The following is a 22,226-nucleotide window of genomic DNA, read 5'->3' on the forward strand; positions in this document are numbered from 1 at the left end:
GGGCGGGACAGTTCATAACTGGATCTATGCCCTTTTTTAGATACTACGGCTTTTTAGCAAGAAGCAAAGAAGAGGTTGAGCTGAGAGGAGGTCCGGTAGAGATGGGGAAGACATTAATTGACGTAAAGGACATTGTATTTCGTTATCACAAGGATGCGGACAAGCCCGCTTTAGATCAAGTGTCATTGCATGTGAATCAAAATGAATGGCTCGCCATTGTTGGTCATAACGGTTCAGGTAAATCCACACTTGCCCGTGTACTGAATGGGCTCATTTTACCGGATGCTGGAACGGTCAAGGTTGGAGAGATTGAGCTGAAAGAAGAGAGTGTCTGGGATATTCGCAAAAAGGTCGGAATGGTCTTTCAAAACCCAGATAACCAATTCGTTGGCTCAACGGTTCGTGATGATGTGGCTTTTGGTTTAGAAAATAACGGGGTTGAGCGGGAATTGATGATAGAACGTGTAGATTGGGCTGTCAAACAGGTCAATATGCAGGAGTTTCTTGATCAAGAGCCGCACCATCTATCAGGCGGGCAAAAGCAGAGAGTCGCCATTGCAGGTGTACTTGCCGCAAGCCCTGACATCATGATTTTGGATGAAGCAACATCGATGCTTGATCCGATTGGCCGGGAAGAAGTGTTAGAGACTGTTAGACTACTGAAGGAACAAGGAACGGTCACAGTCATTTCCATCACACATGATTTAGACGAGGCCGCCAAGGCAGACCGGGTCATTGTCATGAATGGCGGGAAAAAATTTGCCGAGGGAACCCCAGAGGAAGTATTTGAATTAGACGAAGAGCTAGTTCGAATTGGACTTGATCTGCCATTCTCCTATCGGTTGAGCAAACAATTGAAGCAGCAAGGTGTACCGCTTGCAAATGCCCATTTGACACAAGAAGGATTGGTGAAAGAGCTATGGACATTACGATCAAAGAATTAGAGCATCGTTATCAAATGAAAACGCCGTTTGAGCGTCTCGCTTTGTATGATGTCAATGCTTCCATCCAAGAGGGCAGCTATGTTGCTGTCATTGGTCATACGGGCTCTGGCAAGTCCACGTTGCTGCAGCACTTAAATGGATTGCTCAAACCAACGAAGGGAAGTATTGCGCTTGGGGATACCGTCTTACAAGCCAATAAAAAGCAGAAGGATTTAAAGTCCCTCCGGAAAAAAGTAGGCATCGTCTTTCAGTTTCCTGAGCATCAGCTCTTTGAAGAAACGATCCTTAAGGATATCTGCTTTGGTCCGATGAATTTCGGTGTTCCTCAGGAAAAGGCAGAAGCAAAGGCGAAAGAAATGCTGAAGCTGGTTGGTCTTCCTGAATCCTTATTATCTCGATCTCCCTTTGAACTAAGCGGCGGTCAAATGAGACGTGTGGCGATTGCAGGTGTTCTAGCAATGGAACCGGAAGTGCTTGTGCTGGATGAGCCGACTGCAGGGTTAGATCCACGCGGACGTAAGGAAATCATGGACATGTTCTATGAGCTTCATCAAAAGGCAAACCTCACCACGATTCTGGTTACACACAGTATGGAGGACGCCGCTCATTATGCAGATCAAATGATTGTGATGCATAAAGGAACGGTGAAGGCGACAGGTACACCGAGAGAATTGTTTGCCAATCGTACAGACATGGCTTCGTTTGGTCTCGACCTCCCAGAAACGATTAAATTCCAGCAGACTGTAGAAGAAAAGCTGGGCATTACGTTTCCAAGTCCGCTTCTGACCATGGATGAAATGGCAGAAGCCTTAACAGCTCTTTATCAGGAGGACACGACATCATGATGGATAGTATGATTATCGGCAAATATGTGCCAGGTACATCCTTTGTCCATCGTCTTGATCCAAGGACAAAGCTGTTATCAATTTTCTTTTTTGTCTTTATTGTCTTTTTTGCTAATAATTACATCACTTACGGGCTTTTAGGTATCTTTACCCTCCTTGTGGTGATGGTTTCTCAGGTGCCGCTATACTTTATTCTCAAAGGAATGAAGCCGATCCTATGGATTGTCCTGTTTACCTTCATTCTGCATATTTTTATGACTAAGGATGGCGCCTTGCTATTTCACTTTGGTTTTTTAAATATTTATGAAGAAGGTCTAAAGCAGGGGATTTTCATTTCTCTCCGTTTTGTCTATCTCATCATGATGACGACACTTCTGACGTTAACCACAACGCCTATAGAAGTGACAGACGGTATGGAAAAGCTGCTTCACCCATTCCATAAAATCAAACTGCCTGTTCATGAACTTGCTCTCATGATGTCCATCTCTCTTCGGTTTATTCCAACTTTACTAGAAGAGACTGACAAAATCATGAAGGCACAAATGGCAAGAGGTGTTGATTTTACAAGCGGACCTCTTAAAGATCGCATGAAAGCCATCGTTCCTTTACTTGTTCCGCTTTTCGTCAGTGCGTTTAAGCGTGCAGAGGAACTGGCGACCGCTATGGAAGCGAGAGGCTACCGCGGAGGAGAAGGGCGGACGAAATACCGTCAGCTTGTCTGGGGCATGAAAGACACGTTCACACTGCTCCTGTTCATCCTGTTAACAGCACTCCTTGTGCTTCTGAGAAATTAGGTGATTCCTAGATGAAGGTCAAATGTACCGTATCCTACGATGGGACACATTTTAAAGGCTATCAGGTGCAGCCTGGGCAGCGAACTATTCAGACGGAGATCGAGTCTGCTCTTGCAAGAATGCACAAACAAGATGAACTGGTTCCGATTGTGGCTTCTGGCCGGACGGACAGCGGCGTCCATGCGAAGGGGCAGGTCATCCATTTCGACACGCCGCTCTCGATCCCGATGGAAAGGTGGCCTTTTGCCCTCAATAGTCTCCTGCCGGATGACATCAGGGTTCTAAAGGCTGAGGAAGTGGATGAATCGTTTCATGCACGTTTTAGTGTCGTTTCGAAGGAGTATCGTTATAAGGTCTCAACGGAAACGCACCAAAATGTGTTCACGAGACAGTATGCCTGCCACTTTCCTTACCGGCTGGATGCAGACAAAATGAGAGAAGCTGCTGGGCACCTCATTGGCACACACGATTTCACAAGCTTTTGTGCGGCCAATACAGAGGTTCAGGACAAGGTGAGGGAGATTTACACCCTCGAGTGGAAAAACGTCTCAGACGGGCTTGAAATGCGTGTGAGAGGAAATGGCTTTTTATACAACATGGTGCGAATTATCGCTGGAACGTTACTTGAAATCGGATCTGGTAAATTCCACCCTGATGAGATAAAAGCCATGCTTGCCGCCCGAAATCGCGAAGCGGCAGGCAAGACTGCGCCTAGTCACGGACTGTATTTATGGGAAGTTTTCTATGACAACTAAACCAGGTGTAACATGTTCTTGACACAGGAAGCAGAAAGTTATAAGATATCATATGGTATGTATTTCAACCCCACAAATAAGCCCCGGAAGACTTATCTTGTGTTTTGAAATAGAACGTAGCATTTGATTCAAGGAAAATTCATTGATTTATTTAGGAGGGAAACTCATGCGTACAACACCAATGGCGAACGCAAGCACAATTGAGCGCAAATGGCTAGTTGTTGATGCGGCAGGCAAGACTCTAGGTCGTCTTTCTACTGAAGTAGCATCACTTTTGCGCGGTAAGCACAAACCAACTTATACACCACACGTTGATACAGGTGATCATGTCATCATCATCAATGCTGAGAAAATCGAACTGACAGGTAAGAAATTGACGGACAAAATTTACTACCGTCACACAATGCACCCAGGTGGTTTGAAACAAAGAACTGCTCTTGAGATGCGTACAAACTACCCTGAAAAAATGTTGGAGCTTGCTATCAAAGGTATGCTTCCAAAGGGTCCATTAGGCCGTCAAATGTTCAAAAAATTAAATGTGTACCGTGGTTCTGAGCATCCACATCAAGCACAACAACCTGAAGTTTACGAACTTCGCGGTTAATTATAAGGGAGGTTAACAATTTGGCACAGGTTCAATATTACGGTACAGGTCGTCGTAAAAGTTCTGTAGCGCGCGTTCGCTTAGTTCCAGGTGAAGGCCGTATCGTCGTTAATAATCGTGAAATTACTGAATACATTCCATTCGCTGCTTTAATCGAAGACGTGAAACAACCTTTGAACATCACAGAAACAGCTAATAGCTACGATGTTCTTGTAACTGTTCACGGTGGTGGATTCTCTGGTCAAGCTGGAGCAATTCGTCACGGTATCTCTCGTGCTCTTCTAGAAGTAGATCCTGAGTACCGTACATCACTTAAACGTGCTGGACTTCTTACTCGTGACCCTCGTATGAAAGAGCGTAAGAAATACGGTCTTAAAGGCGCACGTAGAGCTCCTCAGTTCTCAAAACGTTAATCAATTTTATATTGTATGGACGTTTTACAAAGGTTTGTTACAGACAAACCTTATAAAAAAAGCATCAGCTTCGTGCTGGTGCTTTTTTTTGTGCTTTTTATATGATAGATCATGACTGGTCTCTTCCTCTTGAATACGTATAAAATATGAGTATAGAAGTTTTCTGTTAAAAAAGATGGAGGTTGTCCTATGAATCTAACGACAGAAAGATGTCTCATTCGACCATTTACGGATGATGATTGGCAGGATGTCTATGCATATACATCTGATCCGGTCGTGATGAAGTATATTCCGGAAGATGTATTTTCTAAAGGAGATGCGAAGGAATTTGTCAAAAATAATTCTCATGAAGATGCTAAGTATGTTGCTGTCCTTTTAAAAGAAGATTATACATGTATCGGGCATATCGCATTTCATCCTTACTTTGGTGATCACACATATGAAATTGGCTGGGTCTTCAATCCTGCATATCAAAACAAAGGCTATGCATCTGAAGCGGCTTATGCTGTACTACATCATGGCTTTCACACAATGAATTTACATCGGATTATTGCCACTTGTCAGCCTGAAAATGTGCCATCGTGGAGAGTGATGGAGAAATTGGGGATGAGAAGAGAAGGATATTTTAAAAAATGTATACCACAAGGAAATGAGTGGTGGGATGAGTTTTACTATGCCATCTTACGGGAGGAATGGGAAACTTGATAAGTTTTCTTGATATGAAGTAATTCGTCATTCCAAATATCCCTTGGCTTTCGCTATTGATATAATCAGATCAAATAAGCAGAAGAGGGGCGCGCGCATGAGGATCTTTGATGCACATTTTCATATCATTGATTTTGATTTTCCCATTCAAGAAAACCAAGGGTATACACCGCCTAGTTATGTGGTGAATGATTATAGGAGAGAGACGGCTGATCTGGGGATTGTAGGTGGAGCCGTTGTCTCAGGGTCATTTCAAGGCTTTGATCAAGGCTATTTGTTGAAGGCGCTGGATGAACTGGGTCCAGCCTTTTGCGGTGTGACTCAATTACCTTTTACGGCAACTGATGATGAGATTGTTCATTTGGATCAACATGGGGTGAAGGCTTTACGTTTTAATGTGAAGCGGGGCGGTTCGGAGGATATTTCGAAGCTCGATTATTTTGCGAGAAGGGTGTATGAGCTGGCGGGATGGCATAGTGAGCTCTACATAGACGCTAAGCATCTCCCTGACATCTCATCTACGCTTGAACAGCTGCCAGCCGTTTCGATTGATCATTTAGGCTTGTCGGAAGAAGGTTTGCCGCATTTGCTCAAGCTGGTTGATAAAGGGATTCGGGTAAAAGCAACTGGTTTTGGACGAGTCGATTTAAACGTAGAACATGCATTGACGTCCATTTATCAAACGAATCCTAATGCACTGATGTTTGGTACAGACCTTCCATCCACTAGAGCAAAGCGTCCATTTGAATACGGTGATGTTGAGTTGATTCAACAGCTCTTTGATGAAAAGGCAGCTGATCACATCTTATATAAGAACGCACATCAATGGTATTTTGGTCAATAATTTCATAGGAGGTGTGTTCAATGGGGTTCAGTCAACTGACGTTCAGAGAAGCCAAGCTGGATGATCTCGACAAAATCGTCTTCATGCTCGCGGATGATATGTTAGGTCAAAAAAGAGAGCATTACACGCAACCATTATTAGAAAGCTATATCGAAGCCTTTCATTCAATAGATGCTGATCCAAATATTGAACTCATTGTTGCGTGTGATCAGGAAGAAGCTGTCGGTGTTCTTCAATTGATCATGACGCCATTTCTTACACATCAAGGAGGATGGAGAGCTTCAATAGAAGGAGTTCGTACGGCCTCGACTCATAGAGGAAAAGGAATTGGCACGATGTTGATAAAAAAGGCTATTCAACATGCAAGCGACCGCGGCTGTCATATGATTCAGCTAACAACAGACAAACAGAGACCAGATGCACGCCGTTTTTACGAAAAGTTGGGCTTTGAAGCTACGCATGATGGGATGAAGCTGCAAATTCATCGTCAATAAACACACAAAGAAGCAAAGGTATTCATAATCCTTTGCTTTTTTGTGCCTTTATTTCAAATATTTGTTATATTGAAGATGAGAATCTATAGTGGTTGGGAAAGGAGAAACATTTGAATAAAACAAAGGAAGATCTTTTGACATTTGTCACGAAAAACAAAAAGGACGTATCAGCGACAATGATTGAAAATGAAGAGGTGGTATTAGATTGGAATGGTGATCTAAAAACACCACTTGCAAGTACGATGAAATTAATGGTTTTGTTTCATTTTGTTAAAACCGTCTCTAGCGGTGACATCAAGCTAGATGAAAAAGTGACATTGTCTGATATAGAGAAGTTTTTTATTGATAGAACAGACGGTGGTGCTCACACATACTGGCTGGAGGTCAACGATTTTTCTGAGCATGCGACTTTACTAGATGTTGCCAAAGGGATGATGCAATTCAGTTCGAATGCTTGTACGGATTATTTGATTGACTTGCTTGACTTAGAAAAGATCAATGATCAGATGAAACAAGCAGGTCTTACAGAACATGATGAACTCATGCCGCTGACACCCAAGCTGTTGTGGCCAGCCTATGTATCTGATCATGAGCGGGATGCATTCAAGCAAATGAGCGATGTAACTGATAAACAATACAAATCTCTGATGATTGAGATTTTTAATATCATGAAAAATGACCCAGAGCATAAAAAGGCGTTAGAAGAAAAATTGATGAAAAAAGACTTGTTAAGCTTGCGGATTCAATCATTACTGACGCAAAAAATGACAAAGTCTACAACTAATCAATATGCACATTTTATGAAACGTCTACAGGATGAGCTGTTAACAACAGAAGAAAAGCGTCTTTTTAGCCAAATTGTGCTGGGAGAAACATTGAAGACGGAAACAGATCAATATTTTTGGTATAAAGGTGGATCGACATTGTTTGTTGTCACTGCTGCTTTATATCGAAAAACGGATATCTCATCTATATCCATTTCTCTTTTTATCAATGATCCGAAAGCGGACAATTCTCACTGGATTGAGGAAGTATTCAATGAATTTATACTGACTGCAGCAGTGGACCAAAACTTTCGACAACAATTAATTCAAGCTTTTACTAAATAATCATAAAAAACAGAGGGAGACACCCCTCTGTTTTATTATTTCTGCATGGGAAACACTTTATATACATCTTGGCGCTTCTCTTTTGACTTCACAACTCCATCAACCAGGTCCTTTTGCCAAAGCGCTGCATCGTCTTTGTACTCTTTAAAGGAGTGAGGGAGCTTTTTTTCTAGCTGTTTTCTTTGAAACGTGACGGATGGCTTGTCGTTAGAATTCATTTTGAGTGTCACTTTCTCTACATTATCGACAAGGATAAAAAGTGCGAATGCGTTGTATAAATACGTTTTCTCAATCGTGTCCTTTTGATCAAACCAGTATGCGTCAAATTGTTCCTCTGTGTAGTTGGCATCTTCTTTTATCCCATACGTGACATCTAATGCTTTTCCATCGATAATTTCAAATTCACGAATGGCGCCTCCTGGCAGGTCTAATAAAATCTTATGCACGGCTGAGTTGTCACCGAGATAAGTGTTTTTGTGCTTGGAAAGCTGTTTTAATGATATGTCTTCTATTCCTTTTATGTCGCTCTTCTGCTCAGTCGCCTTACTGCTGCATCCAGATAAGACAATTGTTAGTAGCACTAGGATATACATCCACTTCTTCATGAATTTTGCCCCTTTTCATTCTTTCTATATATAAATGTTCATTTTATCACAATGTTCCAACCCATTAGCTTATTGATTTCCATTTACTGACCTGCATGTTTTGTTCAAAGCAACGAACAATACAAAGAAAAAAGGAGTTCAGTCTATGGCAGAGGTTCTTTCATTTTATCAATTGAAAACAAAACGAGATGTCACGCTTGAAAAGAAGCTGTTGCGTACATTGTCTCTTCAACAGGTGACGGTCGCTTCTGAGAAATTCACGAAGAAGCTGTTCCCATTTGCAGATGATCCAGCTGGGATTATGAGTGATGGCTGTATCGATTTCGCCATTGAAGCTTTTTTAGCTGGTGGGAGATACGGTGAGTCAAGCAAGTACGGTGAATCGTTCGATGATATAAAGAAGCGATCAGTTCAAGAAGAAGATGAGCTGGCTGAGGAGCTAGCAGGGTGTTTGCAATCGTGGGCGAATATGTTCCGAATGGAGCGGAGGATGTCATGTCTGTATCCATTTGCGAAGGATTTTTTAAGCATTTGGTGGCAGGAAGGCTTTCGAGAATCAGAAAAAAGGCATAAGCTTCGGCTGCACTAAGCATATTTCCAGCCCTTGTCCCATATCTATAAAATAATGGTGTATGGGAGGGACAGGGATGAAAAGAAAGCTGAAATGGACAGGGTTTTTAATCGGGTTTATTGTCCTCTTATTCTTATTCAGGTTTCAATTTCTAAATGATGATTCGTGGAAATCGTGGAACTTGCCTCTGAGCGGCAAGATCATCTATTTAGATCCGGGTCATGGCGGTCCAGATGGCGGGGCTGTAGGAGGAGAACTGCTTGAAAAAGAGATTGCACTGGATGTATCCATGAAGATACGTGACTATTTGCAGGAGCAGGGAGCACTTGTTCTTATGACCCGCGAGGATGATTCTGATTTATCATCAAAGAATACAAAGGGATATGCGCGGAAGAAAGCGGAGGATTTAAGAAACCGTGTAAAAGCCATCAATGAGTCTGAAGCGGATCTCTATTTAAGTATTCATTTAAATGCGATCCCATCGAACAAATGGAGCGGCGCACAGACGTTTTTTTACGGAAAATATGAAGAGAATGAAAAGGCAGCGAAGTTCATACAAGATGAATTACGCAATAATCTTGAAAACACAGATCGAAAGGCGAAGCGTATCAATGGCATCTATTTAATGCAAAATGTCACAAAGCCAGGAGCTCTTGTGGAGATTGGATTTCTCTCCAATCCGAAAGAGGCCGGTCAGCTGGCAACACCTAAATATCAAGATCAAATAGCCGCCTCCATTTATAAAGGCATTTTAAGATATTTAACAGAGCAAAAAGAGCCGCCTGAATAAGGGGCTTTTTCCTTTTGAACGCAGGCAAACAGGACAGACATTGTAAGGATATGTATGATATACTTGGATTGTAAACGAATTCAATAAAGGGTGAGGTTCTGCTATGATCGGACAAGATGATGTGAGAAAACTAGTTGGGAAGATGGACGAACCTTTCCTTCATATACCGCTTGGTGAGCTGGATGCCATCAAGGAAATCAGCCTAAAACCTGAAAAAGAACATGTGAGCTTAAAGGTGGCTATTGCCAAAACGGGCACTGCTGAGCAGATGAAGCTTCAGCAAGACATCGTACAAGCTTTGAAAGCAGAGGGCGCTAACACAGTAGGGCTTCGTTTTGAAGAACTGCCTCAGGAAACTCTTGAAAGGTTTATGCCATCACAAGATGAGGAAGAAAACCTGCTCAACTCTAAAAATCCGCCTGAGTTCTTAGCGATTGCGAGTGGAAAGGGCGGCGTTGGGAAATCCACCGTGTCTGTCAATCTTGCTGTAGCACTGGCCCGTCTAGGGAAAAAAGTCGGCCTGATTGATGCAGATATTTATGGCTTTAGTGTACCGGATATGATGGGAATCACCGTCAGACCAACGGTTAAAGGGGAAAAAATTATTCCTGTGGAACGCTTTGGTGTCAAAGTGATTTCAATGGGCTTTTTTGTTGAAGAAAATGCACCGGTCATTTGGAGAGGACCGATGCTTGGTAAAATGCTAAATAACTTCTTCCACGAAGTCGAGTGGGGAGAATTAGATTACTTACTATTAGACCTTCCACCTGGAACGGGAGATGTGGCGCTTGATATTCATACAATGCTTCCAAGCTGTAAAGAAATCATTGTTACAACACCGCATCCAACAGCTGCTTTCGTTGCTGCTAGAGCAGGCGCAATGGCACTGCAAACAGATCACGAAGTGCTGGGGGTCGTTGAGAATATGAGCTACTATGAAAGCAAGAAAACAGGTGAGAAGGAATATGTTTTTGGAAAGGGCGGCGGGGACAAGCTGGCGGAGGAGCTGCGAGTATCGGTCCTTGGTCAAATTCCTTTAAGACAGCCTGATTGGAATGAAGATGATTTTGCTCCATCCGTCTATGATGCGAGTCATCCAACGGGAGAAGTGTATCAACACATTGCGAATAAAGTTATTGAACAATTAGCAGTAAAAGCATAATGAAAGCCCGAGTGGACCTTGTGCCACTCGGGTGATGTTTAACTGCCGCTTCCTTGTGAACCGGAATCACTGCTGCTTTCAGATGCTGCTTTTTTCAGCTCATCTTCGAATTTCTTCTTATAGAGAGGACTGCTTAATGTTTCCGTAATAACTTTTTCTAAGTGCTTTCTGAACTCTTTGCTTTTGACCAGTTCACCGTATTTCTTTTCCATTTCGGGATCCTTGAGAATATCCATCATCAATTGCTGATAGTCAGGGTCCTTCATTAACTGTTTTAACATCTTTTCATGCTGTTGCTGCATGGATTTTGCGAAAGTCTCGGCAAATTTAGAATCCTCAAAGACCTTCTTCCAGAACTCTTTGCCTTTATCAGAAGTCAGTGTTTTCTCTATCGTTTTTTTCACAGTTTGTTCATCCATTACCAAAGCTTCATTCATTGCCTCGTCATTTAATAACTGTTGAATGGCCTTTTTACCGTCATCTGTCTTCAATATATCGACGACCATTTTCTTTGTTTCGTCATAGTCCATATTAGATGAGGATTGGGTTTTGGGAGCACAAGCTGTTAGAGATAAAAGGAGAAAACAGCTCATTATACGCAAGATGCCTTTTGACATACTGTGGCTCCTTTCGATACATGTCTTACTTTTAATATGAATGTTTCACGTAAATTTATACATAACAAAAATAGGGGTTGGATCAATTCAATGAAAAGTCGGGATTTAGTTCGTTTTTTCTTCTCTGTGCTAGCTGTTGGAGCGGTCATTACAAGCGTGGTAGGCTTTGCGCTGGAGTGGGGGAAATATCAGAAGCTTTTTATATCGTTTGACATTCTAGAAATCGCATCTGTGTTGTTTTGGTTCATTGGTGTGGGGATGATTTTTAGTGTCATTAGCCAGATGGGGTTTGTTGTCTTTTTGACGGTGCACCGGTTTGCGTTAGAGATTTTCCGGTCACATTCTTTATGGAATACCATTCAGCTGTTTCTGGTGATCTTTGTGCTGTTTGATTTAGCTTACTTGCGGTTTTTGCTTTTCGGGGAAAATGAATCATTTCTTCCATACCTATGGCTGCCTGTCTTTATCGGTGTGTTCGCATTGATCGTGGCTTACTTTAAACAGCAGCAGTCCTCTAAGAAAACATTTGTTTCCGCAATGTTTCTCATGGTTGTCATCACGTCGCTAGAATGGTTCCCGGCGCTTAGAGTTAACGAAGAGGACTGGCTGTATTTAATGCTATTGCCGCTATTAGGCTGTAATGCGTTTCAGTTATTAGCTATGCCGCGGTTTTCAAAGGCGAAAGCTACTTAACTTCCGATGACCTTGTTTTGGTATTGGAGATCAGTTCGCCAACCGTCACATTTTTTAAATTCTTCTCTTTGATTTGTTTCAAAATAGCTGGTAAGGCTTGAGCGGTTTGGGTTGCTGAATCTGAGGCATGGAAGAGAACAATGTCTCCGCTTTTCATTCGATCATTTACATTCCGAACAATCTGATCGATGCCTGGATTCAGCCAATCCTGTGAATTGACGCTGTAATGGATAACGGTATAACCGTACTGTGTGGCAATTTTTAATGCTTTTTCGTTAAATTGCCCAGTTGGCGGTCTTAATAGTTGAATGTCATCTAGTCCAAGCTTTTGAAATGAATTTTGTGCCCGGACAAGATCTTGCTTGATTTCACTATCTTCAAGCTGGCTATAATTTTTATAAGCATAGCCAAGGCTGCCGATTTGGTGGCCGTCCTCTCTAATTTGTTTGACGATATCAGGATGACGCTCGGCCCAAGAAGCAGATAGAAAGAAAGTAGCGTTCTTTATATCGTGCTCTCGAAGGACATTTAAAATTGGGACTGCCTTCTCATCTCCCCAGCCGATATTAAAAGTCAGGGAGACATGTTTTGAGGAAGTCTCGCCTTTATAAATGGCTCGGGGCCCATGTTCTGTTTTAAATACCGACAGCGGCGGTGCCTTTTGTACATAAAAAAAGGTTGCAGCTGCAAGGGCTGCTACAAGAATAATGACAACTTGCTTCAGCCGTTTAATTGGCAACACATATAATCGACTCAATTCAAACACTCCTGACTTGTCCGAGATTGTTACTTGATTGTATGCAGGACAAGGGTTTGAGATGCACAATAAAACTATTTCAAAAAAAGTTTTGAAAAGGCGTTGACCGATAGAATGTTTTCGTGATATATTATTAATCGTCGCTGACACACAGTGACAAACACAAAACGCTTCGGGAAATAAACTTGAAAAAAGTTGTTGACATAAAATGAAGCGAAATGTTATATTATTAAAGCCGCTAAGAACGGCGAAGATGATCTTTGAAAACTAAACAAGACAAAACGTACCTGTTAATTCGAGTTTTTATAAAAAAATCCTATGAAACATCATAGGTAGTCAGTCAAACGCTGACGAAAAACAAAACTTCGGTTTTGTACTTTTTCGGAGAGTTTGATCCTGGCTCAGGACGAACGCTGGCGGCGTGCCTAATACATGCAAGTCGAGCGAACAGAAGGGAGCTTGCTCCCGGATGTTAGCGGCGGACGGGTGAGTAACACGTGGGTAACCTGCCTGTAAGACTGGGATAACTCCGGGAAACCGGAGCTAATACCGGATAGTTCCTTGAACCGCATGGTTCAAGGATGAAAGACGGTTTCGGCTGTCACTTACAGATGGACCCGCGGCGCATTAGCTAGTTGGTGGGGTAATGGCTCACCAAGGCGACGATGCGTAGCCGACCTGAGAGGGTGATCGGCCACACTGGGACTGAGACACGGCCCAGACTCCTACGGGAGGCAGCAGTAGGGAATCTTCCGCAATGGACGAAAGTCTGACGGAGCAACGCCGCGTGAGTGATGAAGGTTTTCGGATCGTAAAGCTCTGTTGTTAGGGAAGAACAAGTGCGAGAGTAACTGCTCGCACCTTGACGGTACCTAACCAGAAAGCCACGGCTAACTACGTGCCAGCAGCCGCGGTAATACGTAGGTGGCAAGCGTTGTCCGGAATTATTGGGCGTAAAGGGCTCGCAGGCGGTTTCTTAAGTCTGATGTGAAAGCCCCCGGCTCAACCGGGGAGGGTCATTGGAAACTGGGAAACTTGAGTGCAGAAGAGGAGAGTGGAATTCCACGTGTAGCGGTGAAATGCGTAGAGATGTGGAGGAACACCAGTGGCGAAGGCGACTCTCTGGTCTGTAACTGACGCTGAGGAGCGAAAGCGTGGGGAGCGAACAGGATTAGATACCCTGGTAGTCCACGCCGTAAACGATGAGTGCTAAGTGTTAGGGGGTTTCCGCCCCTTAGTGCTGCAGCTAACGCATTAAGCACTCCGCCTGGGGAGTACGGTCGCAAGACTGAAACTCAAAGGAATTGACGGGGGCCCGCACAAGCGGTGGAGCATGTGGTTTAATTCGAAGCAACGCGAAGAACCTTACCAGGTCTTGACATCCTCTGACAACCCTAGAGATAGGGCTTTCCCTTCGGGGACAGAGTGACAGGTGGTGCATGGTTGTCGTCAGCTCGTGTCGTGAGATGTTGGGTTAAGTCCCGCAACGAGCGCAACCCTTGATCTTAGTTGCCAGCATTTAGTTGGGCACTCTAAGGTGACTGCCGGTGACAAACCGGAGGAAGGTGGGGATGACGTCAAATCATCATGCCCCTTATGACCTGGGCTACACACGTGCTACAATGGACAGAACAAAGGGCTGCGAGACCGCAAGGTTTAGCCAATCCCATAAATCTGTTCTCAGTTCGGATCGCAGTCTGCAACTCGACTGCGTGAAGCTGGAATCGCTAGTAATCGCGGATCAGCATGCCGCGGTGAATACGTTCCCGGGCCTTGTACACACCGCCCGTCACACCACGAGAGTTTGCAACACCCGAAGTCGGTGAGGTAACCTTTATGGAGCCAGCCGCCGAAGGTGGGGCAGATGATTGGGGTGAAGTCGTAACAAGGTAGCCGTATCGGAAGGTGCGGCTGGATCACCTCCTTTCTAAGGATATATGGAGCAGCGTGCGTTTTCGTCTTGTTTAGTTTTGAAGGATCATTCCTTCAAGACATGTCTCTAGCGAGACAGGATTGTTCTTTGAAAACTAGATAACAATAAGTAATACATTCACATTGAATGCAATGCAAAGTTCATCACACATAGTGATTCTTTCTAAAGTAAGAAATGGTTAAGTTAGAAAGGGCGCACGGTGGATGCCTTGGCACTAGGAGCCGATGAAGGACGGGACGAACACCGATATGCTTCGGGGAGCTGTAAGCAAGCTTTGATCCGGAGATTTCCGAATGGGGAAACCCACTGCTCGTAATGGAGTAGTATCCATACTTGAATACATAGAGTATGAGAAGGCATACCCGGGGAACTGAAACATCTAAGTACCCGGAGGAAGAGAAAGCAAATGCGATTCCCTGAGTAGCGGCGAGCGAAACGGGAACAGCCCAAACCAAGAGGCTTGCCTCTTGGGGTTGTAGGACACTCTATACGGAGTTACAAAGGAACGATATAAGCGAAGAGGTCTGGAAAGGCCCGCCAAAGAAGGTAACAGCCCTGTAACTGAAATGTTGTTCTCTCCAGAGTGGATCCTGAGTACGGCGGAACACGTGAAATTCCGTCGGAATCCGGGAGGACCATCTCCCAAGGCTAAATACTCCCTAGTGACCGATAGTGAACCAGTACCGTGAGGGAAAGGTGAAAAGCACCCCGGAAGGGGAGTGAAATAGATCCTGAAACCGTGTGCCTACAAGTAGTCAGAGCCCGTTAAAGGGTGATGGCGTGCCTTTTGTAGAATGAACCGGCGAGTTACGATCCCGTGCAAGGTTAAGCAGAAGATGCGGAGCCGCAGCGAAAGCGAGTCTGAATAGGGCGCATGAGTACGTGGTCGTAGACCCGAAACCAGGTGATCTACCCATGTCCAGGGTGAAGTTCAGGTAACACTGAATGGAGGCCCGAACCCACGCACGTTGAAAAGTGCGGGGATGAGGTGTGGGTAGGGGTGAAATGCCAATCGAACCTGGAGATAGCTGGTTCTCTCCGAAATAGCTTTAGGGCTAGCCTCAAGGTAAGAGTCTCGGAGGTAGAGCACTGATTGGACTAGGGGCCCCTACCGGGTTACCGAATTCAGTCAAACTCCGAATGCCGATGACTTATCCTTGGGAGTCAGACTGCGAGTGATAAGATCCGTAGTCGAAAGGGAAACAGCCCAGACCGCCAGCTAAGGTCCCAAAGTATACGTTAAGTGGAAAAGGATGTGGAGTTGCTTAGACAACCAGGATGTTGGCTTAGAAGCAGCCACCATTTAAAGAGTGCGTAATAGCTCACTGGTCGAGTGACTCTGCGCCGAAAATGTACCGGGGCTAAACGTATCACCGAAGCTGCGGACTGTTCTTACGAACAGTGGTAGGAGAGCGTTCTAAGTGCTGTGAAGTCAGACCGGAAGGACTGGTGGAGCGCTTAGAAGTGAGAATGCCGGTATGAGTAGCGAAAGACGGGTGAGAATCCCGTCCACCGAATGCCTAAGGTTTCCTGAGGAAGGCTCGTCCGCTCAGGGTTAGTCGGGACCTAAGCCGAGGCCGAAAGGCGTAGGCGATGGACAACAGGTTGATATTCCTGTACCACCTCCTCACCATTTGAGCAATGGGGGGACGCAGGAGGATAGGGTAAGCGCGGTATTGGATATCCGCGTCCAAGCAGTTAGGCTGGGAAATAGGCAAATCCGTTTCCCGTGAAGGCTGAGCTGTGATGGCGAGCGAAATTTAGTAGCGAAGTTCCTGATTCCACACTGCCAAGAAAAGCCTCTAGCGAGGTGAGAGGTGCCCGTACCGCAAACCGACACAGGTAGGCGAGGAGAGAATCCTAAGGTGATCGAGAGAACTCTCGTTAAGGAACTCGGCAAAATGACCCCGTAACTTCGGGAGAAGGGGTGCTTCTTAGGGTGTTAAAGCCCCGAGAAGCCGCAGTGAATAGGCCCAGGCGACTGTTTAGCAAAAACACAGGTCTCTGCGAAGCCGCAAGGCGAAGTATAGGGGCTGACGCCTGCCCGGTGCTGGAAGGTTAAGAGGAGCGCTTAGCGTAAGCGAAGGTGCGAATTGAAGCCCCAGTAAACGGCGGCCGTAACTATAACGGTCCTAAGGTAGCGAAATTCCTTGTCGGGTAAGTTCCGACCCGCACGAAAGGCGCAACGATCTGGGCACTGTCTCAACGAGAGACTCGGTGAAATTATAGTACCTGTGAAGATGCAGGTTACCCGCGACAGGACGGAAAGACCCCGTGGAGCTTTACTGCAGCCTGATATTGAATGTTGGTACAGCTTGTACAGGATAGGTAGGAGCCTTGGAAACCGGAGCGCTAGCTTCGGTGGAGGCATCGGTGGGATACTACCCTGGCTGTATTGACCTTCTAACCCGCTGCCCTTATCGGGCAGGGAGACAGTGTCAGGTGGGCAGTTTGACTGGGGCGGTCGCCTCCTAAAATGTAACGGAGGCGCCCAAAGGTTCCCTCAGAATGGTTGGAAATCATTCGCAGAGTGTAAAGGCACAAGGGAGCTTGACTGCGAGACCTACAAGTCGAGCAGGGACGAAAGTCGGGCTTAGTGATCCGGTGGTTCCGCATGGAAGGGCCATCGCTCAACGGATAAAAGCTACCCCGGGGATAACAGGCTTATCTCCCCCAAGAGTCCACATCGACGGGGAGGTTTGGCACCTCGATGTCGGCTCATCGCATCCTGGGGCTGTAGTCGGTCCCAAGGGTTGGGCTGTTCGCCCATTAAAGCGGTACGCGAGCTGGGTTCAGAACGTCGTGAGACAGTTCGGTCCCTATCCGTCGCGGGCGCAGGAAATTTGAGAGGAGCTGTCCTTAGTACGAGAGGACCGGGATGGACGCACCGCTGGTGTACCAGTTGTTCTGCCAAGGGCATCGCTGGGTAGCTATGTGCGGACGGGATAAGTGCTGAAAGCATCTAAGCATGAAGCCCCCCTCAAGATGAGATTTCCCATTCCGCAAGGAAGTAAGATCCCTGAAAGATGATCAGGTTGATAGGTCTGAGGTGGAAGCGTGGTGACACGTGGAGCTGACAGATACTAATAGATCGAGGACTTAACCTTTATTCTAATGTGAAGTTTGAACATTGTTATCTAGTTTTGAGAGAACATTCTCTCCATCAGGTTTGGTGGCGATAGCGAAGAGGTCACACCCGTTCCCATACCGAACACGGAAGTTAAGCTCTTCAGCGCCGATGGTAGTTGGGGGTCTCCCCCTGTGAGAGTAGGACGCCGCCAAGCTTTTTGTTTATATCCTTCCAATGGAAGAAGTTACTTTATCATTCCGCAGTAGCTCAGTGGTAGAGCTATCGGCTGTTAACCGATCGGTCGTAGGTTCGAGTCCTACCTGCGGAGCCATGCTTCCATAGCTCAGTAGGTAGAGCACTTCCATGGTAAGGAAGAGGTCAGCGGTTCGAGCCCGCTTGGAAGCTTTCCTCTAAATTATAATGATGAATGTTTAAGGTTTCTCGATGATGAGAAGGCTTTTTTTGTTTGTTTTAAAATGTTGAACATGCTCAGTGACAAGTAGACACATAAAAATGGAATAAATCGATTGATAAGGAAGTTTTGTATCAATTTTCTACGCATTCCTTCTTTTTGTTCTTGATTCCTTAGTTTTTTTCTTATATTCTTACTAAAGTGATGATATCCTCTCTAACAAAAGACTCTGTACGTTCCTCTTTTTCCCCGAAAGTGAAGCATTTTTTATTTTCCTTTCTTCATCCCAGGTTTGATTGATCTTCTTTTCCGTGTACGGTATGTATATAAAAAGGAGTAGATGGTTTGAAAGATTTATTTGTAAAGCAAGAATGGTTTGGGCATGTGCGTCAGGATGTGCTTGCGGGTATTTTAGTGGCTCTCGCTTTAATTCCTGAGGCGATTGCGTTTTCGATTATTGCGGGCGTTGATCCGAAGATTGGGTTGTATGCTTCGTTTTGTATTGCCATTGTGATTTCGTTTGTTGGTGGACGACCTGGTATGATTTCGGCCGCTACAGGGGCTATGGCTCTGGTTATGGTTAATTTGGTAGCCGATCACGGACTGCAGTATTTGTTTGCTGCTACAATTTTAACAGGTCTGATTCAAATAGTGTTTGGACTTTGCCGAGTGTCTCGTCTGATGAAATTTATTCCGAGGTCCGTGATGGTTGGTTTTGTGAATGCGTTGGCTATTATGATCTTTATGGCTCAGCTTCCGCATTTCGTTGGGGAATCAATGGCTATGTATATCATGACGGGTGGTGCTTTGCTGATCATTTATTTATTGCCGATGGTGGTAAAGGTGATACCTTCTCCTCTCATTGCCATTATTGTCATGACGATCATTGCTGTATTTGGACATATTGATGTGAGAACGGTTGGAGATATGGGAGAGCTTCCTAGTTCTTTGCCTGCTTTTCTGATTCCTCAAGTACCGTTTAGTTGGGAGACACTTACTATCATTTTTCCTTATTCTTTAGCGCTAGCGATGGTTGGTTTACTTGAGTCTCTTTTAACTGCACAGATTGTTGATGATATGACGGAGACGTCTAGTCGTAAGAACAAGGAAGCGAGAGGTCAAGGGATTGCCAATGTGATTGCAGGATTCTTTGGTGGTATGGCTGGTTGTGCGATGATTGGTCAATCGGTGATTAACACGAAGGCAGGCGGGCGTGGCCGTCTTTCTACATTTGTGGCAGGTGCATTTCTAATGGTACTGATTTTTGTACTCGGAGATGTGGTGGTTCAAATTCCAATGGCTGCTCTTGTGGCTGTGATGATCATGGTCTCCGTTGGGACATTCGATTGGAGTTCCTTTCAGCAGCTAAAAAAGAATCCGAAAACAGATTCTATTGTGATGATTGTCACGGTGGTGACGGTGGTGTTAACTCATGATTTATCAAAAGGTGTTTTTGCAGGTGTGCTGCTTAGTGCGGTATTCTTTGTGGCCAAAATATCGAAGCTTCATATTACCTCTACAGAAAGACAAGCAGGGACTTGGGTTTATCGAATTAAAGGTCAAATTTTCTTTGCATCTGTCACTGATTTCATCCAAGCGTTTCATCAGGGGACAGATCTCCAAGCCGTTGTGATTGATTTATCTGAAGCGCGTATATGGGATGAATCTGGCGTGGCAGCGATAGAACGTATAAAGGAAAAGTATCAAGCAGCTGGCGTACAAGTAGACATCGTTGGAATGGATACACAAAGTCGAAAACTTGTGAATCAGGTAAATGGTTCATAATAAGTTCTTTCTGTTTGTTACAATAGAAAAGGTAAGAAAGTGAAGGATGGGGGTGGCCGGCATGCTTGTGCGTTTGAACCAAGTGCTCGGCCGGATGATGCCGCTTATTACGCCCATTAGTGTGTTACTTGGTGTTTTATTGGCGGCTTATTTAAAGGATTTTACGTTTATGGTGCCTTGGGTATTTGCCATTATGACATTTTCAGGGAGCTTATCGTCTACTTTTTCATCTTTAAAACATACGGTGATGCATCCATTGCCTTTGATTTTATCGTTTATGATTTTGCATGTGCTGATGCCTCTTTATGCATGGTCAGCGGGGCATTTGATCTTTGCGGGTGATTCCATGACGATCACCGGCTTGACGCTTGCGATGGTGATTCCGACAGGTGTGTCTAGTTTAATATGGGCGGCAATGTATAAAGGAAATGTCGGGTTAACGTTATCTATTATTTTAATTGATACGTTGCTTTCGCCATTGATTGTGCCAGTAAGCTTGTCACTCTTCGTTGGTACACAGGTCCATATGGACATGTTTGCAATCATGAAAGGGCTGTTCGGTATGGTGGTGCTGCCCTCTATTTTAGGGATGCTCGTTCGTCAGTATGCAAAGCCATCGGTGACGAAAACATTGAGTCAGACCTTGGCTCCCTTTTCAAAATTAGGCTTGTTTGTTGTCGTATCGATTAACAGTTCTGTTGTCGCCCCATATTTGCGTGAACTGGATGCTGCATTTTTTAGCAAAGCAGCGACTGTCTTTTTCATTGCGATGAGTGGGTATGCTTTTGCGTGGTTGATTGGAAAGGTAATGAAATGTACTCAAGGAGAGATTGTGGCCATTGTGTATACGGGCGGCATGAGAAATATTAGTGCGGGAGCTGTGCTTGCTATTAGCTTTTTCCCGCCTGCTGTTGCTGTCCCTGTTGTGATTGGTATGCTGTTTCAGCAAGTACTTGCTGCCTTGTTTGGTTTCTTACTCAATCGCTTTGAGCTGAAAGCACCTGCTGTGACTAAATATTTATCATGAAAAGACCTCCATCCTATGAGATGGAGGTCTTTTTGCGAATTAATAGATGAGATATTTCTTCCGTTTCTTTTCGAACGATTTGAGGTCGTGATGATAGCGTTTCATGATTTGTTTGACGGAAGTCCCTTGATTGATTTCTTCTTTGATCCAACCATTCCCGATGAGTTTATCAAAGCTTCCTGTTTGAAGGAATTCAAAGTCTTTTGGATATAAATCATGTATGGCTTTGAGGATGGATAACCCTGTTTTTACCGCTTCGAATGAAGAGCGGTCTGTGACGTATAGCTGGACACCGTGTGATAGCTTCCCTGCATGTTTAGAAAAAGTGGGGGTGAATGATACAGGTCTAAATTTTACACCCTTTAGTTTTAATTGATTTAAATGATCTGCTAGCTCATTGCTATTGATATATGGAGCGCCAATGAGCTCGAACGGCTTTGTTGTTCCTCTTCCTTCAGAGACATTTGTGCCTTCAATTAATCCTGTGGCGGGATAGACAAACGTACTATCCACTGTCGGCATATTAGGTGAAGGAAGGACGAATGGCAGCTTCGTGTCTTCAAACGTCATGGAACGCTTCCAATTTTTCATTTTGATGACTGTGACATCAGCATTGATATGAAACTCTTTGTTAAAGAATGTTGCTAGTTCACCAGTTGTCATCCCATGTCTTAATGGTATTGGATAGAGCCCTACAAAAGAAGCGTGCTCAGGTTCTAAGACAGGGCCTTCTACTTTTAGTCCGCCAATGGGGTTTGGACGGTCTAGGACAACAAAGGGAATGTTGTTTTCTTTCGCAGCCTCCATCGCATAGGCCATCGTGTAAATATAGGTGTAATAACGAGCGCCAACATCTTGGATATCAAACAGCAAGACATCTACATTTTTAAGCATGTCAGGTGTTGGTTTTCTTGTTTTTCCATAGAGAGAGTATACAGGAAGACCTGTTTTTTCATCGGTATAGGATTCGACGCCTTCTCCTGCTTGTGCATCTCCACGCACACCATGTTCAGGTCCATATAGAGCAGTAAGCTTGATATTTGGATGCTCAAATAGGAGATCGACACTGCTTTTCATATTTGCATCAATACCAGTTGGGTTCGTAATGAGACCGACCCTTTTCCCTTTTAACCATGAAAGATTGCCTGAGAGCAGTGTTTCAATCCCTGTTTTGACTGTTGCTTTTTTTCCCTTTGTATCTGTTCGTTCTTGGTTTGCGGGGGAGGCGGCAGTCAATGTACTCATTATGAGAATGCTTGCGAGTATGAAGCTTGCTGTTTTTTTCAAGAGAATCCCT

20 protein-coding genes, 2 tRNA genes and 3 rRNA genes are annotated in these 22,226 nt (G+C 44.5%); 21 read left to right on the forward strand and 4 right to left on the reverse strand.

Going from position 1 to position 22,226, the window contains the following annotated elements; genetic code table 11:
• The first annotated feature begins 101 nt into the window (after window positions 1-101).
• From ACQYAC_RS13970 to ACQYAC_RS14015, 10 genes are all read left to right on the forward strand, one after another.
• Window positions 102-944, forward strand: coding sequence for an energy-coupling factor ABC transporter ATP-binding protein (locus ACQYAC_RS13970; protein ID WP_306011549.1), 843 nt, complete (start codon window positions 102-104; stop codon window positions 942-944).
• The gene (locus ACQYAC_RS13975) at window positions 920-1,789 is read left to right on the forward strand and encodes an energy-coupling factor ABC transporter ATP-binding protein (RefSeq protein ID WP_306011550.1); all 870 of its coding nucleotides are present in this window, start codon (window positions 920-922) and stop codon (window positions 1,787-1,789) included. Before ACQYAC_RS13970 ends, ACQYAC_RS13975 begins: the two co-directional genes overlap by 25 nt.
• The gene (locus ACQYAC_RS13980; RefSeq protein WP_429943477.1) at window positions 1,786-2,583 is read left to right on the forward strand and encodes an energy-coupling factor transporter transmembrane component T family protein; all 798 of its coding nucleotides are present in this window, start codon (window positions 1,786-1,788) and stop codon (window positions 2,581-2,583) included. The genes ACQYAC_RS13975 and ACQYAC_RS13980 overlap by 4 nt, the downstream gene beginning before the upstream one ends.
• Before the next feature lie 11 nt (window positions 2,584-2,594).
• Window positions 2,595-3,338, forward strand: a complete 744-nt coding sequence (truA, locus tag ACQYAC_RS13985) for a tRNA pseudouridine(38-40) synthase TruA (RefSeq protein ID WP_429943478.1) — start codon at window positions 2,595-2,597, stop codon at window positions 3,336-3,338.
• A gap of 166 nt (window positions 3,339-3,504) precedes the next feature.
• On the forward strand, window positions 3,505-3,942 hold the full coding sequence (gene rplM, locus ACQYAC_RS13990; protein WP_003217042.1) for a 50S ribosomal protein L13: 438 nt from the start codon (window positions 3,505-3,507) through the stop codon (window positions 3,940-3,942).
• A 20-nt stretch (window positions 3,943-3,962) separates the two neighbouring features.
• Entirely contained in the window at window positions 3,963-4,355 is a 393-nt protein-coding gene (gene rpsI / locus ACQYAC_RS13995; RefSeq protein WP_003217273.1) for a 30S ribosomal protein S9, read from the forward strand.
• Window positions 4,356-4,544: 189 nt separating this feature from the next.
• Window positions 4,545-5,060, forward strand: coding sequence for a GNAT family N-acetyltransferase (locus tag ACQYAC_RS14000; RefSeq protein WP_429943479.1), 516 nt, complete (start codon window positions 4,545-4,547; stop codon window positions 5,058-5,060).
• A gap of 97 nt (window positions 5,061-5,157) precedes the next feature.
• The gene (locus tag ACQYAC_RS14005) at window positions 5,158-5,904 is read left to right on the forward strand and encodes an amidohydrolase family protein (RefSeq protein WP_429943480.1); all 747 of its coding nucleotides are present in this window, start codon (window positions 5,158-5,160) and stop codon (window positions 5,902-5,904) included.
• A gap of 20 nt (window positions 5,905-5,924) precedes the next feature.
• The gene (locus tag ACQYAC_RS14010; RefSeq protein ID WP_429943481.1) at window positions 5,925-6,398 is read left to right on the forward strand and encodes a GNAT family N-acetyltransferase; all 474 of its coding nucleotides are present in this window, start codon (window positions 5,925-5,927) and stop codon (window positions 6,396-6,398) included.
• 110 nt (window positions 6,399-6,508) lie between these two features.
• Complete coding sequence (locus tag ACQYAC_RS14015; protein WP_429943482.1) at window positions 6,509-7,507, forward strand: serine hydrolase; 999 nt, start codon at window positions 6,509-6,511, stop codon at window positions 7,505-7,507.
• A gap of 35 nt (window positions 7,508-7,542) precedes the next feature.
• Here the strand turns inward: ACQYAC_RS14015 and ACQYAC_RS14020 are convergent, their stop codons facing one another.
• Window positions 7,543-8,112, reverse strand: a complete 570-nt coding sequence (locus ACQYAC_RS14020) for a DUF4825 domain-containing protein (protein WP_429943483.1) — start codon at window positions 8,110-8,112, stop codon at window positions 7,543-7,545.
• 145 nt (window positions 8,113-8,257) lie between these two features.
• Between ACQYAC_RS14020 and ACQYAC_RS14025 the strand changes: the two genes are divergently transcribed.
• The 3 genes from ACQYAC_RS14025 (at window position 8,258) to ACQYAC_RS14035 (ending at window position 10,635) form a co-directional block, all read left to right on the forward strand.
• Window positions 8,258-8,701: a DUF2521 family protein gene (locus ACQYAC_RS14025; RefSeq protein WP_429943484.1), complete on the forward strand. Its 444-nt coding sequence runs from the start codon at window positions 8,258-8,260 to the stop codon at window positions 8,699-8,701.
• Window positions 8,702-8,759: 58 nt separating this feature from the next.
• Window positions 8,760-9,473 (forward strand): N-acetylmuramoyl-L-alanine amidase CwlD, encoded by a 714-nt coding sequence (cwlD, locus tag ACQYAC_RS14030; protein ID WP_008345202.1) that lies wholly within the window; start codon window positions 8,760-8,762, stop codon window positions 9,471-9,473.
• Between the two features lie 103 nt (window positions 9,474-9,576).
• Window positions 9,577-10,635 carry an Mrp/NBP35 family ATP-binding protein gene (locus tag ACQYAC_RS14035; RefSeq protein WP_058015818.1) on the forward strand — a complete coding sequence of 353 codons (1,059 nt, stop codon included), beginning with the start codon at window positions 9,577-9,579 and terminating at the stop codon, window positions 10,633-10,635.
• Window positions 10,636-10,673: 38 nt separating this feature from the next.
• Here ACQYAC_RS14035 and gerD read toward each other — a convergent pair whose 3' ends face one another.
• The gene (gerD, locus tag ACQYAC_RS14040) at window positions 10,674-11,252 is read right to left on the reverse strand and encodes a spore germination lipoprotein GerD (RefSeq protein WP_058015819.1); all 579 of its coding nucleotides are present in this window, start codon (window positions 11,250-11,252) and stop codon (window positions 10,674-10,676) included.
• A 90-nt stretch (window positions 11,253-11,342) separates the two neighbouring features.
• Here gerD and ACQYAC_RS14045 point away from each other — a divergent pair, with 90 nt between their 5' ends.
• The gene (locus ACQYAC_RS14045) at window positions 11,343-11,945 is read left to right on the forward strand and encodes a KinB-signaling pathway activation protein (protein ID WP_410583501.1); all 603 of its coding nucleotides are present in this window, start codon (window positions 11,343-11,345) and stop codon (window positions 11,943-11,945) included.
• Here ACQYAC_RS14045 and pdaB read toward each other — a convergent pair.
• Window positions 11,938-12,702 carry a polysaccharide deacetylase family sporulation protein PdaB gene (gene pdaB, locus ACQYAC_RS14050; protein WP_058015821.1) on the reverse strand — a complete coding sequence of 255 codons (765 nt, stop codon included), beginning with the start codon at window positions 12,700-12,702 and terminating at the stop codon, window positions 11,938-11,940. The two genes, ACQYAC_RS14045 and pdaB, sit on opposite strands and share 8 nt — an antisense overlap.
• Window positions 12,703-13,080: 378 nt before the next feature.
• Between pdaB and ACQYAC_RS14055 the strand changes: the two genes are divergently transcribed.
• The 7 genes from ACQYAC_RS14055 to ACQYAC_RS14085 all read left to right on the forward strand — a co-directional run bounded on the left by ACQYAC_RS14055 (window position 13,081) and on the right by ACQYAC_RS14085 (window position 20,929).
• Window positions 13,081-14,629: ribosomal RNA gene (locus tag ACQYAC_RS14055) — 16S ribosomal RNA — on the forward strand.
• Between the two features lie 182 nt (window positions 14,630-14,811).
• Window positions 14,812-17,742: ribosomal RNA gene (locus ACQYAC_RS14060) — 23S ribosomal RNA — on the forward strand.
• Between the two features lie 61 nt (window positions 17,743-17,803).
• A 5S ribosomal RNA gene (gene rrf, locus ACQYAC_RS14065) occupies window positions 17,804-17,919 on the forward strand.
• Together the 16S, 23S and 5S rRNA genes with 2 tRNA genes alongside form the textbook arrangement of a ribosomal RNA operon.
• Window positions 17,920-17,961: 42 nt before the next feature.
• Window positions 17,962-18,036 (forward strand) — tRNA-Asn (locus ACQYAC_RS14070).
• Between the two features lies 1 nt (window position 18,037).
• Window positions 18,038-18,110 (forward strand) — tRNA-Thr (locus ACQYAC_RS14075).
• Window positions 18,111-18,462: 352 nt separating this feature from the next.
• The gene (locus tag ACQYAC_RS14080; RefSeq protein ID WP_429943485.1) at window positions 18,463-19,902 is read left to right on the forward strand and encodes a SulP family inorganic anion transporter; all 1,440 of its coding nucleotides are present in this window, start codon (window positions 18,463-18,465) and stop codon (window positions 19,900-19,902) included.
• 61 nt (window positions 19,903-19,963) lie between these two features.
• Complete coding sequence (locus ACQYAC_RS14085; RefSeq protein WP_429943486.1) at window positions 19,964-20,929, forward strand: bile acid:sodium symporter family protein; 966 nt, start codon at window positions 19,964-19,966, stop codon at window positions 20,927-20,929.
• Window positions 20,930-20,968: 39 nt separating this feature from the next.
• Here the strand turns inward: ACQYAC_RS14085 and ACQYAC_RS14090 are convergent, their stop codons facing one another.
• Window positions 20,969-22,216, reverse strand: a complete 1,248-nt coding sequence (locus ACQYAC_RS14090; protein WP_169057531.1) for an exo-beta-N-acetylmuramidase NamZ family protein — start codon at window positions 22,214-22,216, stop codon at window positions 20,969-20,971.
• Window positions 22,217-22,226: the final 10 nt, after the last annotated feature.

Source organism: Bacillus sp. MM09(2025) (assembly GCF_050496725.1).
Lineage (GTDB): Bacteria > Bacillota > Bacilli > Bacillales > Bacillaceae > Bacillus > Bacillus pumilus.

Coding starts and splice junctions, on each gene's coding strand:
- ACQYAC_RS13970 (WP_306011549.1), top strand. CDS start 102: ATGGGGAAGACATTAATTGACGTAAAGGACATTGTATTTCGTTATCAC.
- ACQYAC_RS13975 (WP_306011550.1), top strand. CDS start 920: ATGGACATTACGATCAAAGAATTAGAGCATCGTTATCAAATGAAAACG.
- ACQYAC_RS13980 (WP_429943477.1), top strand. CDS start 1,786: ATGATGGATAGTATGATTATCGGCAAATATGTGCCAGGTACATCCTTT.
- truA (WP_429943478.1), top strand. CDS start 2,595: ATGAAGGTCAAATGTACCGTATCCTACGATGGGACACATTTTAAAGGC.
- rplM (WP_003217042.1), top strand. CDS start 3,505: ATGCGTACAACACCAATGGCGAACGCAAGCACAATTGAGCGCAAATGG.
- ACQYAC_RS14000 (WP_429943479.1), top strand. CDS start 4,545: ATGAATCTAACGACAGAAAGATGTCTCATTCGACCATTTACGGATGAT.
- ACQYAC_RS14005 (WP_429943480.1), top strand. CDS start 5,158: ATGAGGATCTTTGATGCACATTTTCATATCATTGATTTTGATTTTCCC.
- ACQYAC_RS14010 (WP_429943481.1), top strand. CDS start 5,925: ATGGGGTTCAGTCAACTGACGTTCAGAGAAGCCAAGCTGGATGATCTC.
- ACQYAC_RS14020 (WP_429943483.1), bottom strand. CDS start 8,112: ATGAAGAAGTGGATGTATATCCTAGTGCTACTAACAATTGTCTTATCT.
- ACQYAC_RS14025 (WP_429943484.1), top strand. CDS start 8,258: ATGGCAGAGGTTCTTTCATTTTATCAATTGAAAACAAAACGAGATGTC.
- cwlD (WP_008345202.1), top strand. CDS start 8,760: ATGAAAAGAAAGCTGAAATGGACAGGGTTTTTAATCGGGTTTATTGTC.
- ACQYAC_RS14035 (WP_058015818.1), top strand. CDS start 9,577: ATGATCGGACAAGATGATGTGAGAAAACTAGTTGGGAAGATGGACGAA.
- gerD (WP_058015819.1), bottom strand. CDS start 11,252: ATGTCAAAAGGCATCTTGCGTATAATGAGCTGTTTTCTCCTTTTATCT.
- ACQYAC_RS14045 (WP_410583501.1), top strand. CDS start 11,343: ATGAAAAGTCGGGATTTAGTTCGTTTTTTCTTCTCTGTGCTAGCTGTT.
- ACQYAC_RS14085 (WP_429943486.1), top strand. CDS start 19,964: ATGCTTGTGCGTTTGAACCAAGTGCTCGGCCGGATGATGCCGCTTATT.